Source organism: Labedella gwakjiensis (genome assembly GCF_003014675.1).
GTDB classification, from domain to species: Bacteria; Actinomycetota; Actinomycetes; order Actinomycetales; family Microbacteriaceae; genus Labedella; species Labedella gwakjiensis.
The window spans coordinates 3,761,378-3,779,549 of sequence record NZ_PYAU01000001.1 but is presented as its reverse complement, the minus strand read 5'-3'; the positions used below and the strand labels follow the sequence as shown (position 1 = coordinate 3,779,549).

The window sequence follows — 18,172 nt, the reverse complement described above, 5'->3', positions numbered from 1 at the left end:
ACGCTCAACCGCCGGTGGTGAACACGGCAGGCCACAGCGCCACCGCCAGCGGATAGCCGACGAACGACGCGACGTCGAGGAGCAGGTGTGCCACGACGAGGGGCATGACGCGGCCCCAGCGCAGGTAGCACCACCCGAACACGACGCCCATGACCGCGTTTCCGATGAACGGTCCGAAGCCCTGGTAGAGGTGGTAGGTCCCCCGGAGGAGCGCGGCGGCCCCGATGATCCACCACGGTGACCAGCCGAGCTGCTTCAGTCGTGTGAAGAGGTAGCCGACGACGATGACCTCCTCGCTCAGCGCCGCTCGCAGGGCCGAGAAGACGAGCATCGGGATGGTCCACCAGTAGCCGTCGAGGGACGACGCCTCGACGGCGAGGTTGATGCCGAGGAGCCGGCACACCACGAAGAAGGCGATCCCCGGGATGCCGATGGCGAGGAACAGGCCCAGACCACGCAGTGCGTCCGTCCGCGGTTGCTCGAACGTGAGCCCGATTCGCCGGAACCCGGTCTGCGTCGGCAACCACAGCAGGTAGATCGCGAGGGCGACGGGCACCAGGTCGAAGAAGTGCGACAGGAACTGATAGACGAAGTCGAGCCATTCCCGTTCGCTCAACTGCGGGTTCACGGACGTGGACTGGTCGGCGATGGCCACGGGCCTCGTGACGGCCGCGAGGATCGAGACGACGGAGTACACGGCGGAGGCCCCGAGCGAGAGGCCGAGGACGATGACGATCTCCCACCGGATGCGCGCGCGACTCATCCCGCCATTCTCGCCCACGTATGCGCATACGATGCGCGGCATGTCGCGGGTGTTTCGAATGCTCGATTCGACCGCCGGATTGCACACTTTGCAGCGCCACGCGTGATTAGTGCGCGAATCGTGCGCCAGACGCAGCGTTCGCTACGAAACCTGCAACGATCGTGAAACCTGATTACCGCTTTGTAACGTTATCCCCCCTCGGTTTGGCCCATGGGGGAGGAGGTGCCTAGGGTCATTGGTATCCAGAGCGGCAGCGGCGCCTACAGGCGTGCGCTGACGCTCGCACACCTTTGCACAGGAGGAACAGTGAAGATCACTCGATTCGGGGCAGTCGCTGCCGCGGTCGGTACCGGTGTTCTCGTCCTGTCCGGTTGCTCGGCCCCCGCGGCCCAGGACTCCGGACTCGATGAGGGCACGTCGGTTAACGTTGCGTGGAACCAGGCGTTCTACTCGTACAACGGGAGCACGTCGTTCGGTAACGCCACCGCCAACAACAACATCACCTCGATGACGTTGTCCGACTTCAAGTACTACGACAACACGCCGGAACTGCAGAAGGACACCTCCTTCGGCACCTACGAGCTCGTCTCGGAGGACCCGATGGTCGTCAAGTACACGGTCGCGGACGACGCCGTGTGGTCCGACGGCACCGCCATCGACGCCGGAGACCTCCTGCTCGGCTGGGCGGCCAACTCGCGTGCCCTCGACACGCCGGACTTCGACCCGAGCGAGTTCACGGACCCTGACACGGGTGAGTTCACGGACGACTTCCCGACGGACATCGTCTACTTCGACTCCGGCGCGCAGCCCGACACGGGTCTCGGCCTCGTGCAGGACGTGCCCGAGATCAGCGAAGACGGCAAGTCGATGACGCTCACCTACACGACCCCGTGGGTCGACTGGGAGCTCGACCTCCCGCCGATGCTTCCGGCGCACGTCGTCGCGAAGAACGCTCTCGGCATCGACGACAACGCCGAGGCCGAGGACGCTCTCGTCACGGCGATCCAGGACAACGACGCGGCGTCGCTCGCCTCGATCTCCAACTTCTGGAACACGGGCTTCAACTTCACGGAGCTCCCGTCCGACGAGGAGCTCTACCTCTCGAGCGGCCCGTACGTGATCAGCGACTTCCAGGCCGACCAGTTCATCACCCTCACGGCGAACGAGGAGTACACGGGCGACCGTCAGCCGAACATCGCCGAGGTCACCGTCCGCTTCATCCCGGACCCGAACGCCGCGGTGTCGGCGCTCGAGAACGGCGAGGTCGACGTGATCTCCCCGCAGGCCACGACCGACGTCGTCGAGGCGCTCGACGCCATCGACAGCGCGACCGTCCTCACGGGCTCCGAGGGAACCTACGAGCACCTCGACCTCCAGTTCGAGAACTCGAAGAGCGGTCACTTCGACGACCCCAAGGTGCGTGAGGCCTTCATGAAGGTGATCCCGCGCCAGGAGATCATCGACAAGCTCATCAAGCCGATCGTCGGCGACGACGCGACCACGCGTGACTCGCAGATCTTCGTCCCGGGTGCCGAGGGCTACGACGACTCCATCGCCGGCAACGGCTCGGACGCGTACGCCGATGTCGACGTCGAGGGCGCCAAGGCGCTCCTCGCCGAGGCCGGGGTCACCAACCCCGAGGTCTGCATCCTCTACGCATCGAACAACCCGCGTCGCGTCAACGAGTTCCAGCTCATCCAGTCGCAGGCTGCTGAGGCCGGCTTCAACGTGACCGACTGCGGCAGCGAGGACTGGGGTGGACTGCTCGGCACGCCGGGCGCCTACGACGCCTCGCTCTTCGGATGGCAGTCCACGAGCCTCGGCGTCACCTCGTCGGGCCCGACGTTCCAGACCGGTGCGATCAACAACCTGAACTTCTTCTCGAGCCCCGAGGCCGACGCGGTCATCGCCGAGCTCGGTGGAGAGTTCGACGCTGACGCACAGATCGCGCTCCAGCAGGAGCTCGACAAGATCATCTGGGACAACTACTACGGTGCCACGATCTTCCAGTTCCCGGCCGTCACGGCCTACAACGAGTCGGCAGTGACCGGGATCGACCCGTCGATCCTCGCTCCGACCATCTTCTGGAACATCACGGAGTGGGAGGTTCCCGCCAGCTGAGACGTCTCGTCTGGCTGAGTAGGTAACCCCTCAGTCGGGGCGCTGGGTCCACACGGACCCAGCGCCCCGATCCATGACCGCCGCCACCCGCACGATCCTGCGGTAGTTTGGCTCCGAACCACACGCGACCCGTGTGCCGGAACGCCGACGGGCGGCCCCCTCGAGATTGGCAGGTAGCCATCCCCATGGCTTCATTCATCACCAGGCGACTGATCGCCGCCTTCTTCGTCCTCCTCGCAGCCACGTTCGTGATGTACATGCTCACGTGGGCTGCGGTGGATCCCCTCAAGGATCTGCGTGAGGGCAACGCGCCGAACAAGGCGCAGCTCATGGAGGCTCGATCGAACCTCCTCGACCTCGACGTCCCCGTCTTCTTCCGCTACTTCCTGTGGCTCGCGGGTGTCGGCAAGTGCTTCATCGGCCAGTGCGACTTCGGAACGAGCATCCAGGGCCTTCCGATCACGACGCTCCTCTCGCAGGCCATCGGCTCGACGATCCAGCTCGTCACCGTCGCCCAGATCCTCGCGATCATCCTCGGCATCATCGTCGGCATCACGACCGCTCTCCGCCAGTACAGCGGATACGACTACGTGGTCACCTTCTTCTCGTTCCTCTTCTTCTCGCTCCCGATCTTCTGGGTCGCCGTGCTGCTCAAGCAGTTCGTGGCCATCGGATTCAACGACTGGCTGAGTGATCCCTCCATCGGCATCCCCGTGATCGTCGGCTTGACAGTGTTGTCGGGCTTCTTCTGGTTCTCGGTGGTCGGCGGCAGCCTGAAGCGTCGCTGGACCTCGTTCGCGGTGGGTGCGGTCGCCACGGCGGCCCTGCTCGTCTACTTCAACGCGGTCGACTGGTTCTCCACCCCGTCCATCGGTCCCGTCGGCGTCATCCTCACCGCCGCAGCGGCGGCGTTCGGGGTCACGGCGATCTCGGTCGGACTCAAGAACCGGAAGGCGCTCATCGCGGCCCTCGTGACGGCTGCCCTCGGTGTGGTGCTCTACTTCCCCGTGTACTACTTCCTATACGCCTACATGACGCTCCCGCTCTTCATCGGGCTCGCGGTCCTCACGGTTCTGGTCGGTGCCGTCATCGGCTTCGTCCTCGGCGGGAAGGACCGCGGTGCGTCGGCTCGGACGTCCGCCATCGTCGCGTTCGTCGTCGGCGGCGTCATCGCCCTCGACTGCTACCTGCTGTGGTGGAGCTCGTACGTCGGCTCCTCGCGTGTGGGCGGCCGACCGATCGCGACCGTCGGATCGCAGACCCCGAACCTCGGCGGCAACTTCTGGATCCAGGGCATCGACACGTTCACGCACCTCCTGCTGCCCACGATCGCGATCATCCTGATCTCCTTCGCGAGCCTCACGCGGTACACCCGTGCGAGCATGCTCGAGGTCATGAACCAGGACTACATCCGGACTGCGCGGTCGAAGGGTCTGACGCAGCGCACCGTCGTGGTGCGCCACGCGCTGCGCAACGCGATGATCCCCATCACGACGATCATCGCTCTCGACATCGGCGCGCTCATCGGCGGTGCGGTCATCACCGAGTACGTCTTCGGATGGTCGGGGATGGGTCAGCTCTTCCAGAAGGGCCTGAACAGCCAGGACCCCGGTCCCGTCATGGCGTTCTTCGTCGTGACCGGCCTCCTCGCCGTCGTCTTCAACCTCGTGGCCGATCTGTTGTACGCGGCCCTCGACCCGAGAATCAGGGTGTCCTGACATGAGTGAAATCAACCTCGAACAGCCCGGACCCGGGCACACGCCCGGAGTCGTCCCCGACGAGACCTCGATCGAGCAGCGCGAGACGCAGGGGCTCAGCCAGGGTCAGATCGTCCGGAAGCGTTTCTTCCGCCACCGCGCGGCCGTCGTCTCGATGATCGTGCTCGCGTTCGTCGTGCTCCTCGCGTTTACCTCGGTGGGGATCTCTCTTCCCGGTATCCGCATCCCCGGGTGGTGGCAGTGGAACTGGACGCAGACGCCCGACCTCGTCGACAACGGTCGCCCGACCCTGAACCTCGTCCCCGGTCCGGGATTCGGCATCGGACTGCACCCCTTCGGCCAGGACCAGGTCGGTCACGACATCTTCGCTGTCGTCATGCGCGGGGCGCAGCAGTCGCTCATGATCATGGTGATCGTCGGGTTCGTCGGGACCCTCATCGGTGTGCTCTTCGGGGCCCTCGCCGGCTATTACCGCGGCTGGGTCGACACGGCCCTCATGCGCTTCACCGACGTCATCATCACGATCCCGTACATCGTGGTCGGTGCGGTCGTGGGCCGCGCGGTGGGTGGCCTCGGCGCCGCTCTGCTCGGCATCTTCCTCGGTCTGTTCTCCTGGACGGGACTCGCGCGGCTCGTGCGCGGCGAGTTCCTCTCGCTGCGTGAACGGGAATTCGTGGACGCCGCCCGTGTCTCGGGCGCGAGCGACCGCCGGATCATCTTCAAGCACATCCTGCCGAACTCGGTCGGCGTGATCATCGTGGCGGCGACGCTGCTCATGGCGAGTGCGATCCTGGCCGAGACGGCGCTGAGCTTCCTCGGCTACGGCGTGCGCTTCCCCGACACGTCGCTCGGTCTCATCATCTCCGAGAATCAGGCGGCCTTCGCGACGCGCCCGTGGCTCTTCTGGTGGCCCGGTCTCTTCATCATCATCATCGCGCTGTGCGTCAACTTCATCGGCGACGGTCTGCGCGACGCGTTCGACCCGCGCCAGAAGAAGATGCCGTCGCCGAAGGCGCTCGCCCGGGCGGCCGCCAAGAAGGCGTCGTCGTCTCGCGTGAAGCCTGCGACGAACTAGATGTCCGTCACCACGTTCACGTCGCGAGCCTCGTGGCGCCTCTCGTCAGAGGAGCGCTCCGAGGACGGTCGCGACGAGCAGCGCCGAGATCAGGACGATCGTCGCGACGTGCCACGTCGCTCGGACCGAGCCCGGTTCGACCGTGCCGGAGTCCAGGTGACCGGCGTCTCTGAGGGACTCCCAGTGCGTTCGCACGATCTCGGCGGCCTGGCCGGAGGGCGTGTTCACCGCATCGCCCGGCCTCACGGCCTCGCCGGCGTAGGCGCTCTCGCGCAGGTTCGATACGTCGTTCCGGTGCAGCGCGGTGGCGCCGCGGACGCCGGGCGCCGGAGCGGCCCACACGGAGATGCGGCGTCCGCCCGCGCGGATCGTGAGCGCGTAGCGCGTGTCGAGGCTCTCGATAGCGGGCCACGCGATCGACCAGGTGCGGACGATGTTCACGACCTCGACGCCCTCGGGGCGAACGCTCATGCCGGGTCGCCAGAAGAGCGCCCAGCACGCGACGGCCAGCAGAAGGGTCGCCGGCAGCGTCCGCGCGATCGTCACGAGGTCGCCCGTGAGCAGCACACCCACCAGACCGGCGGCGCACACGGCCGCCACGACCATGGTCAGGATCCGACCGAACAGCGGGCGGAAACGGACCTCTTGACTCGGCAAACTCGACATGACTCCAGCTTTGCAGATGGGAATCGACGCGATGTCTAACTCAGCACTCCTCGACGGCACGCCTCAGGGCGAGCCGGCGGCCACCCCCGAGACGGTCCTCGCCGTCGAGGGTCTCAACGTCGACTTCTGGGTCGAGGGCGAGCTGTACCCGGCCGCCATCGACATGAACTACGTCGTGCGGCGCGGCGAGGTGCTCGCCATCGTCGGCGAGTCCGGTTCCGGAAAGAGCACGAGCACCATGGCGCTCCTCGGTCTGCTGCCGCAGAACGCCCGCGTCACCGGCTCGATCAAGCTGCTCGAACGCGAGCTCAACGGCGTACCCGACTACGAGCTCCGCAAGATCCGCGGAAACCAGATCGCCACGATCTTCCAGGAGCCCATGACGGCCCTGAACCCGGTCTACACGGTGGGCTTCCAGATCAGCGAGGCGCTGCGGTCGCACTTCGACCTGTCGCCGGCCGAGGCGAAGACGCGGGCCATCGAGCTCCTCACCATGGTGGAGATGCCGAACCCGGAGCAGTCATACGATAAGTTCCCCCACCAGCTCTCGGGTGGCCAGCGCCAGCGCGCCATGATCGCGCAGTCGATCTCGTGCGACCCGCTCCTCCTCGTCGCCGATGAGCCGACGACGGCTCTCGACGTGACGGTGCAGGCCGAGATCCTCGACCTCATGCGCGACCTGCGCGAGCGACTCGACTCCGCCATCATCCTCATCACGCACGACATGGGCGTCGTCGCGGACCTCGCGGACCGCGTGCTCGTGATGAAGAACGGCGTCGTCGTGGAAGGCGGGACGGTCTCCGAGATCTTCACGTCGCCGCAGCACCCGTACACGCAGCAGCTCCTCGCAGCTGTCCCTCACCTGGGCCGCGGCGACGTCGAGGTCACCGAGCGACTCGAGGAGGCACTCGAGGGCAAGCGCGAGCCCGTGCTGTCATTCTCCGACGTGGCGATCGAGTACCCGAAGCGCGGGCGCATCCCCGCCTTCCGTGCGGCGGACGGGATCGACCTCGACGTCTACCCCGGCGAGATCGTCGGGCTCGTGGGGGAGTCGGGCTCCGGCAAGACGACCCTCGGGCGCGCGGCCGTCGGCCTCCTCCCGATCGTGTCGGGCACCCTCGTCTCGTGCGGCGTCGACCTCTCGAACGCGTCGATGAAGGACCTGAAGCCGCTGCGTCGCAAGGCCGGCATCGTGTTCCAGGACCCGGCGTCGTCGCTCAACCCGCGTATGCCCATCGGCGAGTCGATCGGGGAGCCGATCTTCCTCGCGGGCGAGGCCAAGGGCGCCGACCTCGACAAGCGCGTCCAGACGCTGCTCGAGCAGGTCGAGCTCCCGACGAGCTACCGCAACCGGTTCCCGCACGAGCTCTCGGGTGGACAGAAGCAGCGCGTCGGCATCGCTCGAGCCCTCGCCCTGCACCCGGAACTGCTCGTCGCCGACGAGCCGACGAGCGCGCTCGACGTCTCCGTGCAGGCCCGTTTCCTCGACCTGCTGCAGGAGCTGCAGCACCAGTTGCAGTTCGCGTGCCTCTTCATCAGCCACGACCTCGCGGTGGTGGATCGGCTCTCTCACCGCATCGCGGTGATGCGGCAGGGTAAACTCGTGGAGCAGGGCACGGGGGATCAGATCCTCCGCGCGCCCGAAGACCCTTACACCCAGCGCCTCATCAGTGCCGTTCCTGTGCCTGATCCGGCCGAGCAGCGTGCTCGGCGCGAGGCGCGACACCAAGCCAAGCAGAAGGACCAGGGATAGCACTATGGCGATCGCCACACGTAATGACCTACGGAACGTGGCGATCGTCGCACACGTCGACCACGGCAAGACGACTCTCGTCGACGCCATGCTCCGTCAGACCAACTCCTTCGAGGCGCACGCGCACCTCGAGGATCGCGCCATGGACTCGAACGAGCTCGAGCGTGAGAAGGGCATCACGATCCTCGCCAAGAACACGGCGATCTCATACAACGGTGTCCACGCGACGGACGGTCCCGTCACGATCAACGTGATCGACACGCCCGGCCACGCCGACTTCGGTGGAGAGGTCGAGCGCGGTCTGTCCATGGTCGACGGCGTGTGCCTCCTCGTCGACGCGAGCGAGGGCCCGCTGCCCCAGACGCGCTTCGTGCTGCGCAAGGCGCTCGAGGCCAAGCTCCCCGTCATCCTGCTCGTCAACAAGACGGACCGTCCGGACGCGCGCATCGACGAGGTCGTGAGCGAGAGCCAGGACCTCCTCATCGGTCTCGCGTCCGACCTCGCCGACGACGTCCCCGACCTCGACCTCGACGCCGTCCTCGACGTGCCCGTCGTCTACGCGTCGGGCAAGGCCGGCCGCGCCTCGGAGAACAAGCCGGAGAACGGCACGCTGCCGGACAGCGAGGATCTCGAACCGCTCTTCGACGCGATCCTGAAGCACATCCCGGCACCGACCTACGACGACGAGCACCCCCTGCAGGCGCACGTCACGAACCTCGACTCGTCGCCGTTCCTCGGTCGTCTCGCCCTCCTGCGCGTCTTCAACGGCACGCTCAGGAAGGGTCAGACCGTCGCCTGGGTCCGTCACGACGGCGACGTGCACAACGTGCGCATCACCGAGCTCATGATCACGAAGGCACTCGACCGCTACCCGGCCGAGAGCGCGGGTCCTGGCGACATCGTGGCGGTCGCCGGTTTCGCCGACATCATGATCGGCGACACCCTCGCCGACCCGGACGACGTGCGCCCGCTTCCCGGGATCACGGTCGACGACCCGGCGATCTCGATGACGATCGGCACCAACACCTCGCCGCTCGTCGGCAAGGTCAAGGGCCACAAGCTCACGGCTCGCATGGTCAAGGACCGTCTCGACCGCGAGCTCATCGGCAACGTCTCGCTCAAGGTCCTCGACATCGGGCGCCCGGACGCGTGGGAGGTCCAGGGTCGCGGAGAGCTCGCTCTCGCCATCCTCGTCGAGCAGATGCGCCGTGAAGGTTACGAGCTCACCGTCGGCAAGCCCCAGGTGGTCACGAAGCGGATCGACGGCAAGGTCCACGAGCCGTACGAGCACCTCACGATCGATGCTCCCGAGGAGCACCTCGGTGCGATCACGCAGCTCCTCGCCGCCCGCAAGGGCCGCATGGACAACATGTCGAACCACGGCACCGGCTGGGTCCGCATGGAGTTCATCGTGCCGTCGCGCGGTCTCATCGGCTTCCGCACCGAGTTCCTCACGATCACGCGCGGAACCGGCATCGCCAACGCGATCTCGCACGGGTACGGCGAGTGGGCCGGCACCATCGTCACGCGTCAGAACGGCTCGATCGTCGCCGACCGCTCTGGTGTGGTCACGCCGTTCGCGATCATCGCGCTCCAGGAGCGCATGTCCTTCTTCGTGAACCCCACGGAGGAGGTCTACGAGGGCATGGTCATCGGTGAGAACTCGCGCGCCGACGACATGGACGTGAACATCACCAAGGAGAAGAAGCTGACGAACATGCGTCAGTCCACCTCCGACACGTTCGAGTCGATGACGCCGTCGCGCCAGCTCACTCTCGAGGAGAGCCTCGAGTTCGCCCGGGAGGACGAGTGCGTCGAGGTCACGCCCGAGATGGTGCGCATCCGCAAGGTCGAGCTCGACCAGAACGCGCGCGCACGCCTGACGTCGCGTCTGAAGAAGCAGTCCGAGTAACGCCGGTCGGCCGGAGTCGGCCGGCCCCACGACACGATCCCCTCTGGACTCCAGGGGGGATCGTGTCGTTGTGGCACGTCAGCCGAGCGCGACCTGCGTGAGCGTATGGGCGGCGAGCGCCGCCATCGCCGTGTCGTCATCGGAATGGGCGTCGAGCGCAGATCCCAGCACGAGAGCCCAGGCACGCGCTCTGACCCAGTCGGCTGCGTCGTAGTGTCCGATCGCGTCGGCCGCCGAGCGGAACTCGTCCCGCGCGTCCCGCTCGAAGAACAGCCATCCGGCTGCGAGGTCGGTCGCGGGATCGCCCGCGCTGATGTCCCCGAAATCGATGAGGGCGACGAGTCGTCCGTCGCGCACCAGCACGTTCCCGGGATGCGGATCACCGTGGACCCAGACGGGCTCGTGGGACCACGCTCGGGCGTCGACGAGCTCCGACCACAGCGACTCGAGGGCGGGAGACGCCGGGGACGCCGAGGACGTGAGCCGACCGCGGACGGCTGCGTCTCGCGACCGGAGATCGACGGCGCGCACCGGATTGTGCGGGGCGCCGGTAGGGGCCGTGACGTGGAGGGCGGCCAGAGCCTCCGCGAGGGGACGCGCGAGAGGGCCGCGTTCGTCGGGGGAGAGGCCGAGCGCGCTCCGTCCCTCGATCCACGGGGTCACCGTCCACGCCCAGGGGTAGCGCCACGACGGGGCGCCTGTACGGATGGGGACAGGCGTCGCGACCGGCAGGAGGCCGCTCACGATCGGGAGCCACTGCGCCTCGTGCTCGACGAGCTGGGCGGCGGCCTGACGCCGGGGGAGACGGACCACGAGGTCGTCTCCCAGCCGGAACAGCGCGTTGTCCCACCCGTTGGACAGGAGGCGGACGTGGCCGCCCAGGAGGTCGGGGTGCTGATCGGAGAGGAGCGACTCGACAAGCGACTCGTCGATGTCGACCTCGGCCGCCGGCGTCATCGCCATCGTGTCTCCGATCAGGAACGCGTCCGCTGCGGGCTGCGACGGACGACGTGCGGTTGTCAGGACGCGAACAGGGTCTGCCCGACGTAGCCATTCTCCCGTGCTCCGGGAGGAACGGCGAACACCGCGGAGCCGACGTGTTTCAGGTATTCGCCGAGAGCGTCACCCGCGAGGGCCGACTGGACCGTCGTGAACTGCGAGATCGATCGCTGGAAGCTGATGAAGAACAGTCCGGCGTCGAGAGTTCCGAGGGAGTCGTTGCCGTCCACGTAGTTGTATCCGCGGCGGAGGAGCTGCACGCCGCCGAGGTTGCTCGGGTGCGCGAGCCTCACATGGGCCGCGGCGTCGATGAGTGGTTCGTCGGCGGCGCCCGTCGCTTCGAAGTCGGGTTCGGTGAACTCGGTGCCTCCCGAGAGCGGGGCGCCCTCGCCCTTGGAGCGTCCGATCACCCGCTCCTGCTCCAGACGTTGCTGGCGGTCCCACACCTCGATGACCATGCGGATCTTGCGGGTCACGAGGTATGTCCCGCCGGCCATCCAGTCGATGTCGTCACCCCCTGCCCAGACCCAGTCGTCGATTCCCTGGTGGTCCTCCAGCTTGAGATTGGCCGTGCCGTCCTTGAAGCCGAACAGATTGCGGGGCGTCTTCTGAGCCGTCGAGGTCGATGAGGTCCGGCCGAATCCGAGCTGGGACCAGGCGAGCGACGCGCGGCCGAACGCGATCCTGCTGAGGTTGCGGATCGCATGCACCGCCACCTGAGGGTCGTCGGCGCACGCCTGGATGCAGAGGTCGCCGTCGCTCCACTCGGGGCGCAGCGCGTCGCCGGCGAAGCGGGGGAGTCGCTCGAGCCTCGGAGGACGACGCGATGCGATGCCGAAACGATCGACGCCTTCGGGATCCTCGAAGAGCGTCGGCCCGAACCCGAACGTGATGGTGAGGCCGCTCGCCGGGAGATCGAGTGCCTCTCCCGTATCGTCAGGCGGCGCGATGTCCGACCCGCCGAGGGCGCCGGAGCTGCTCACGTCGAGGCCCTGCGTCAGGCGGGCGGCCGCCGCCGACCAGTCCGTGAGCAGGTCGATCAGACCCTCGCGATCGAGCGTCGACGACACGGTGAAAGCGGCGAAGTGCAGTCGGTCCTGCGCCGGTGTCGTGATGCCCGACTGGTGCTGGCCGTAGAACGGGTACGTCGTGGTCGCCCCCGTTGCCCCGGATGGGGTCCCGACGGCCGAGCCGAATGCGACGCCGCCGGCCGCACCGGCCGCGAGACCGGCGGCGCCGGCCGACACGAGCCCGAGCAGCCCGCGCCGGGAGACGCCGCGAGCCGCGTCGGGCGCTGCGGGCGACGCGTCGTCGGCTTCGGGAGGCTCGGGCCGATCGGTCATCCCGCTGACACTCCCAGGACGACGCTCGTGAGCTGGGACAGGGGTTCCGCGAGTGCGTTGACCTCGTCGGACAGGGCCTTCCGGCCGGCGTCGTCCACCTCGTCGTACGACACGAAGCCGTCGTCGATGCTGCCGTGCGTCGCGAGGAGCGCGTCGAGGGAGGCGAATCGCTCGTCGATCTCCTCGACGAGGGCCGCACCGTCATCGCCCTGGGCTGTGGCGATCTCCTTGACGTTGCCGAAGGCGACCTCGGCGCCCTGGACGTTCGCCGCGAAGTCCGTGAGGTCCGTTCCCGACCACCAGTCCTCCTCGCCCGAGATCTTTCCGGACGCGACCTCGTCGAGGAGCGCGATCGCGCCGTTGCTGATGTCGCTCAGGGAGACCGTGAAGTCCTTCGCGGTGACGAGATCGTGAAGCTGGCCCACGTCGGCCACGAGACCGTCGGCGAACTCCTGCCGCTGCTCGGAAGTGGACGGCGTCCAGTCGAGGCGCGCGTCGGTGCCGTCGGAGTTGAGGTCGCCGTCCGCCGGGGGCCACAGGTCCTTCTCGATGCGGTGGAATCCCGTCCAGTCGAGCCCGTCGGCGACGGCGTCGACCTCGCGGAAGTCGATCTTCGGGTCGAGGTCGCCGAACGCCTCGGCCGTCGGTTCGATGCGTTCGTAGAAGACGCGGGTGGAGGCGAACAGGGAGCGCGCCTTCTCGTCGTCCCCAGCGGCGTAGGCGTCGGCGAACTCCTGCACGGCCGGGATGAGCTCGCCGACCTGCGAGCGGATGTAGGCGATGTAGTTCGTGACGGCCTCGTCCGCGAGCTTCTGCTCGTCCTCGCTCACCGCGGCGGACTCGCCGCTCACGGTGAACTCGGCGAGCCCGACGGGTGCCCCGACCTGCTGGAACTTGCAGGCCGTGTAGTAGGTCCCCGCCGGCAGATCGGCGACGTAGTCGACGGTCTGTCCCGGCGCGATGTTCTCCTTCTCGCCGACGATCCGCAGCTTGTCGTCGGCGAGGATCTCGAACTCGTTCACGTCAGACCCCTCGTTCGAGAGGCTGAAGGTGACGGCGCCGGCCGCGGCGGAGTCGACGGAGACGTCGCAGGCGTCGTCCGCGATCGTGACGGTGAGCGCTGACGCGCCGTCGGTCGGGGTGTTCGCGACGCAACCGGTGAGGGTGACGCCGAGGAGACCGACGCCTCCGATCGCGGTGAGAAGGCGTGCATGCATGGGGTGCTCCAGTCGGATGGGGGAGAGGGGCTGAGGAGGATCGAGTGAACGCGGCACGACGACGGGTGGTCGCCGACCTGCGGCGGGCGGACCGCGGCGACCGACGCGAGCGGGGTGTCGTGGACCCCGGCGGTGTCAGGCGGGGATGCTCGCCGAGGAGGCGGGACCGGCCCGGCCGAGGTCGGGGCGGCCGTGACTTCTCGTCGTCCGGACCAGGAAGAACGTGAGGACGACCAGCAGGTAGACGATCCAGCCGATGAGTTGCGCCCACGTGGGCTGGGGAGTGAAGTTGAGGATTCCGGCGAGGAGCGTGCCGTACCAGCTGCTCGGAGGGATGATCCCGCTCACGTCGAACGCCGCGACGCCCCATCCGGGGAGGATGGCGGCCTCCTGAAGATCACCGATGCCGTAGACGAGGATCCCGGCCGCCACGACGATGAGGAACACGCCAGTCCACCGGAAGAACCTCGACAGGTCGACACGGACGAGTCCGCGGTTGATGAGCCACGCGATACCGATCGCGAGGAGGATGCCGACGACGGCGGCCACCGAACCCGTGACGGCGTTCTGCGATGACGAGGTGGCGGCCCAGAGCAGGAGAGCCGTCTCGATCCCCTCGCGGCCCACGCTGACGAATCCGATGAGCACGACCGCTCCGCCGGACGTGCCGATCGCCGTGTCGAGTCGGCTTCGGAGGTCGGACCCCATGGTGCGCGCGTTGGCCGCCATCCAGAAGATCATCCACGTCACGAGCCCGACGGCGAGCAGGGAGAAGACGCCGCCGAGGATCTCCTGTGCCTGGAAGGAGAGCCCGTACGGCCCCCACGTGAGGATCGCACCGACGCCCAGCGAGAGGACGACGGCAGCGGCGACGCCGGCCCAGAGGCGGGGGAGCACGTCGCGTCGACCGATGCGGTCGACGTAGGCGACGAGGATGCCCACGACGAGGGCGGCCTCGAGGCCTTCACGGAGACCGATCAGCAGACTGGCGAACACGCGGGATCCTTGGGGGACGGTGGAGACGATCGAATCGCCCGACGGTGGAGGGAGAATGTGCGGTTTGGAAAGGCTTGCCTAACCAGTGGCCGTTCTGACCATAGCGACGGGGCCATGAGATGTCCAGATAGACTTCTGCGGTGACTGCGAACCTGGGTGACGGCCGAGCGGACGACCCGGAGCAGGAACACCGGATCCCGACCTGGCAGGTCGCGCCGCCCGCGATCGGAGACGTCGACGATGACGATGGTCGTCCGAGCGTGGCTTCACGTTTCGTGAGTGTCGCCCTCGCCTTCATCGTCGGCGTCGTCTACGGCGCCGTCGGCACCGTCGCTCATCCGCTCTCGGTCACGATCGCGTCCGTCACCGTCCCGTGGGGCCTCGTCCTGTCCCTCGTCGGGGTCCTCGCTCTGTTCGCCGGATTCCGTCTCGTGCTGGGGGAGCGCTTGCCCGTCGTCGCCGCCGCCGTCGGCGTCGTGGGCATCGTGGCGCTGTTCTCGCTCGAGAGTTCCGGCGGCTCCGTGCTGATCCAGCAGGGTGTCTCCGGGCTCATCTGGGTGCTCGGGCCCGCCCTCCTCGCTGCACTCGTGATCTCGTTCCCCTCCCTCCCCGCCCGTGGCGGCGGAGCGCAAGGCGTCCGGCAGCCCGCGCCCGCCGATAGACTGGACGGACCCGACGCGAAGGAGTTCCCCACACCGTGACGTACGTGATCGCCCTCCCCTGCGTGGATGTCAAGGACCGTGCCTGCATCGACGAGTGCCCCGTCGACTGCATCTACGAGGGCGAGCGCTCGCTCTACATCCACCCAGACGAATGCGTCGACTGCGGAGCGTGCGAGCCGGTCTGCCCGGTCGAGGCGATCTACTACGAGGACGACCTCCCGGGCGAGTGGAGCGACTACTACACCGCGAACGTCGAATTCTTCCAGGAGATCGGGTCGCCCGGTGGGGCAGCCAAGGTCGGGGTGATCCCGAAGGACCACCCGGTCATCGCCGCCCTGCCTCCGCAGTCTCACTGACGGTTCCGAGGAGTCCTCCATGGCCCTCTCGCCGCTGCCGGACTACCCGTGGGACGCCATGGCGCCATTCCTTGCGGAGGCGTCTGCTCATCCGGACGGGTTGATCGACCTGTCGATCGGATCCCCCGTCGACGAGACGCCCGCGATCGTCCGTGACGCCCTCGCCGTCGCCACGGATGCGCACGGCTATCCCGCGACCATCGGCACCCCCGAGCTGCGCGCCGCCGTCGTGGAGTGGTTCGCGCGGCGACGCGGCGTCGTCGGACTCACGACGGACCAGGTGATTCCCTCCATCGGCTCCAAGGAATTCGTCGCCTTCCTCGCCTACATGCTGGGACTCGGCGACGGTGACGTCGTCGTGCACCCGCAGGCCGCCTATCCGACGTACGCGGTCGGCGCGGCGATGAGCGGCGCGACCGCCGTCGCCTCGGACGACCCGGCCGACTGGCCCGAGAAGACGCGGCTCGTGTGGCTGAACTCCCCGGGCAACCCCGATGGGCGGGTGCTCGACGTCGGGGCCCTGCGGTCGAGGGTCGAGCGCGCTCGGGAGCTCGGTGCCGTGATCGTGGGTGACGAGTGCTACGCCGAGCTCGGTTGGGACGCGCCGTGGGACACGGAACCCATTCCCTCGATCCTGGATCGCCGAGTGACCGGGGGAGACGACCGCGGCGTCGTCGCGATCTACTCGCTCAGCAAGCAGAGCAACATGGCCGGGTACCGGGCGGCGTTCGCCGCGGGCTGCCGCGACACGATCGCACGCCTCACCACCGTTCGGAAGCACGCCGGACTCATGGTGCCGGCCCCCCTCCAACGCGCGATGACCGTCGCGCTGTCCGACGACGTGCACGTCGAGCGGCAGAAGCAGCGGTACCGGGACCGGAGGGACGTTCTCCGACCGGCGCTCGAGCGCGCGGGGTTCCGCATCGACGGCAGCGAGGCCGGTCTCTACCTCTGGGCGACGGAAGGGCGGCCGTCGTGGGATTCCATCGCGCGACTCGCGCGACTCGGCATCCTCGGGGGCCCCGGTCCGTTCTACGGCTCGACCTCGCCAGAGCACGTCCGCCTCTCGCTCACGGCGACGGACGAACGCGTCGCCGCCGCGGCGGGACGTCTCTCCGCTCTCGCCTGACACGATTTGTGGAAACCTCCGGCGTCCGCGCCCGAGTGTTGGCGGATGCGACAGTAGGTGTCCCCGCCGATTAGGCTGTAGTCGTTGGCGCCGCCGTCGGGAACCGTCGGTGGCGCGGCTCGAATGGAACATCCAGCCAGGGAGGCACTGTGGGCGACGCCGGTCACGATTCCGCGAATGACGACGGGACGGCCACGCTGTCCTATCCCGGTGGGACAGCCGAGTTCCCCCTGTTGCCATCCGTCGATGGCGCGTCGAGCATGGACATCTCCGCCTTCACGAAGAAGACCGGGTACACCACGCTCGACTACGGGTTCGTCAACACCGCGGCCACGAAGTCGAAGATCACGTACATCGACGGTGACGCCGGGATCCTGCGCTACCGGGGCTATCCGATCGAGCAGCTCGCGGCCTCATCCAGCTATCTCGAGGTGGCCTGGCTCCTGATCTACGGCGAGCTCCCCACGGAGACCGAGCTCGCGGAGTTCGACGAGCGCATCCGCCGTCACACGCTGCTCCACGAGGACCTCAAGCGCTTCTTCTCGGCGCTCCCTCACACGGCACACCCCATGGCGGTCATCTCGAGCGCCCTCTCCGCGCTGTCGACGTACTACGAGACGAGCGAGGATCCGAAGAACCCCGAGCACATCGAGATCACCACGATCCGTCTGCTCGCGAAGCTCCCGGTCATCGCCGCGTACGCGCACAAGAAGTCGCTCGGGCAGGCGTTCCTGTACCCGGACAACTCGTTGAGCTTCGTCGACAACTACCTGAAGCTGAACTTCGGCAACCTCGCCGAGGTTTACGACATCGACCCCGTGCTCTCCCGTGCGCTCGAGCGCCTGCTCATCCTGCACGCGGACCACGAGCAGAACGCGTCAACGTCGACGGTGCGGCTCGTCGGCTCGACGGGGGCGAACCTCTACGCCTCGATCTCCGCCGGTATCAACGCCCTCTCGGGTCCGCTCCACGGCGGAGCCAACGAGGCCGTCCTCGACATGCTCGGCAAGATCCGAGACAGCGGTGAGAGCGTCTCCCGGTTCGTCGAGCGGGTGAAGAACAAGGAAGACGGCGTGAAGCTCATGGGCTTCGGGCACCGCGTCTACAAGAACTACGATCCGCGCGCGAAGATCGTCAAGGAGAGCGCCGACGCCGTGCTCGAGCACCTCGGGGTCCAGGATCCCCTGCTCGACCTCGCCAAGGAGCTCGAGCAGATCGCCCTCGAGGACGACTACTTCAAGGAGCGTCGTCTGTACCCCAACGTCGACTTCTACACGGGCGTCATCTACAAGGCGATGGGCTTCCCCGAGCGGATGTTCACCGTTCTCTTCGCGATCGGTCGCCTGCCGGGCTGGATCGCGCACTGGCGCGAGATGAACCTCGACCCGCAGACGAAGATCGGCCGCCCCCAGCAGCTCTACGTGGGTCCGGGCGAGCGCGAGTTCCCGCGCGGCTGAGCCCC

General features: G+C 67.6%; 15 protein-coding genes. 9 read left to right on the top strand and 6 right to left on the bottom strand.

From position 1 onward, the window contains the following. Positions 1 to 4 precede the first annotated feature (4 nt). The gene (locus CLV49_RS17815; RefSeq protein WP_243696503.1) at positions 5 to 763 is read right to left on the bottom strand and encodes a CPBP family intramembrane glutamic endopeptidase; all 759 of its coding nucleotides are present in this window, start codon (positions 761 to 763) and stop codon (positions 5 to 7) included. 306 nt (positions 764 to 1,069) lie between these two features. Here CLV49_RS17815 and CLV49_RS17810 point away from each other — a divergent pair, with 306 nt between their 5' ends. From CLV49_RS17810 to CLV49_RS17800, 3 genes are all read left to right on the top strand, one after another. Then, positions 1,070 to 2,884, top strand: coding sequence for an ABC transporter family substrate-binding protein (locus CLV49_RS17810; RefSeq protein ID WP_243696504.1), 1,815 nt, complete (start codon positions 1,070 to 1,072; stop codon positions 2,882 to 2,884). Between the two features lie 185 nt (positions 2,885 to 3,069). Then, positions 3,070 to 4,602, top strand: coding sequence for an ABC transporter permease (locus CLV49_RS17805; RefSeq protein ID WP_106564734.1), 1,533 nt, complete (start codon positions 3,070 to 3,072; stop codon positions 4,600 to 4,602). A 1-nt stretch (position 4,603) separates the two neighbouring features. Continuing rightward, positions 4,604 to 5,677 (top strand): ABC transporter permease, encoded by a 1,074-nt coding sequence (locus CLV49_RS17800; RefSeq protein WP_106564733.1) that lies wholly within the window; start codon positions 4,604 to 4,606, stop codon positions 5,675 to 5,677. A 45-nt stretch (positions 5,678 to 5,722) separates the two neighbouring features. On the opposite strand, the gene CLV49_RS17795 is transcribed toward CLV49_RS17800, so the two are convergent. Beyond that, the gene (locus tag CLV49_RS17795) at positions 5,723 to 6,343 is read right to left on the bottom strand and encodes a PH domain-containing protein (protein WP_106564732.1); all 621 of its coding nucleotides are present in this window, start codon (positions 6,341 to 6,343) and stop codon (positions 5,723 to 5,725) included. Between the two features lie 31 nt (positions 6,344 to 6,374). Here CLV49_RS17795 and CLV49_RS17790 point away from each other — a divergent pair, with 31 nt between their 5' ends. After that, a complete protein-coding gene (locus CLV49_RS17790) occupies positions 6,375 to 8,096 on the top strand; it encodes a dipeptide ABC transporter ATP-binding protein (RefSeq protein ID WP_106565209.1) in 1,722 nt (573 codons plus the stop codon). Positions 8,097 to 8,100: 4 nt separating this feature from the next. Beyond that, the gene (typA, locus tag CLV49_RS17785) at positions 8,101 to 10,008 is read left to right on the top strand and encodes a translational GTPase TypA (protein ID WP_106564731.1); all 1,908 of its coding nucleotides are present in this window, start codon (positions 8,101 to 8,103) and stop codon (positions 10,006 to 10,008) included. 78 nt (positions 10,009 to 10,086) lie between these two features. Here typA and CLV49_RS17780 read toward each other — a convergent pair whose 3' ends face one another. From CLV49_RS17780 to efeU, 4 genes are all read right to left on the bottom strand, one after another. After that, positions 10,087 to 10,971, bottom strand: a complete 885-nt coding sequence (locus tag CLV49_RS17780) for an aminoglycoside phosphotransferase family protein (RefSeq protein WP_106564730.1) — start codon at positions 10,969 to 10,971, stop codon at positions 10,087 to 10,089. Positions 10,972 to 11,027: 56 nt separating this feature from the next. Then, positions 11,028 to 12,350 (bottom strand): iron uptake transporter deferrochelatase/peroxidase subunit, encoded by a 1,323-nt coding sequence (gene efeB, locus CLV49_RS17775; protein WP_106564729.1) that lies wholly within the window; start codon positions 12,348 to 12,350, stop codon positions 11,028 to 11,030. Next, the gene (gene efeO / locus CLV49_RS17770) at positions 12,347 to 13,567 is read right to left on the bottom strand and encodes an iron uptake system protein EfeO (protein WP_106564728.1); all 1,221 of its coding nucleotides are present in this window, start codon (positions 13,565 to 13,567) and stop codon (positions 12,347 to 12,349) included. Before efeO ends, efeB begins: the two co-directional genes overlap by 4 nt. A gap of 135 nt (positions 13,568 to 13,702) precedes the next feature. Then, positions 13,703 to 14,563 carry an iron uptake transporter permease EfeU gene (gene efeU, locus CLV49_RS17765; RefSeq protein ID WP_106564727.1) on the bottom strand — a complete coding sequence of 287 codons (861 nt, stop codon included), beginning with the start codon at positions 14,561 to 14,563 and terminating at the stop codon, positions 13,703 to 13,705. Between the two features lie 140 nt (positions 14,564 to 14,703). On the opposite strand from efeU, the gene CLV49_RS17760 reads away from it, so the two are divergent. The 4 genes from CLV49_RS17760 to CLV49_RS17745 all read left to right on the top strand — a co-directional run bounded on the left by CLV49_RS17760 (position 14,704) and on the right by CLV49_RS17745 (position 18,167). Beyond that, positions 14,704 to 15,264: a DUF6113 family protein gene (locus tag CLV49_RS17760; RefSeq protein ID WP_106564726.1), complete on the top strand. Its 561-nt coding sequence runs from the start codon at positions 14,704 to 14,706 to the stop codon at positions 15,262 to 15,264. Beyond that, a complete protein-coding gene (gene fdxA / locus CLV49_RS17755) occupies positions 15,261 to 15,581 on the top strand; it encodes a ferredoxin (protein WP_106564725.1) in 321 nt (106 codons plus the stop codon). The genes CLV49_RS17760 and fdxA overlap by 4 nt, the downstream gene beginning before the upstream one ends. 19 nt (positions 15,582 to 15,600) lie before the next feature. Beyond that, a complete protein-coding gene (gene dapC / locus CLV49_RS17750; RefSeq protein ID WP_106564724.1) occupies positions 15,601 to 16,710 on the top strand; it encodes a succinyldiaminopimelate transaminase in 1,110 nt (369 codons plus the stop codon). Between the two features lie 149 nt (positions 16,711 to 16,859). Next, complete coding sequence (locus CLV49_RS17745; RefSeq protein WP_106564723.1) at positions 16,860 to 18,167, top strand: citrate synthase; 1,308 nt, start codon at positions 16,860 to 16,862, stop codon at positions 18,165 to 18,167. The last annotated feature ends 5 nt before the right edge of the window (positions 18,168 to 18,172 follow it).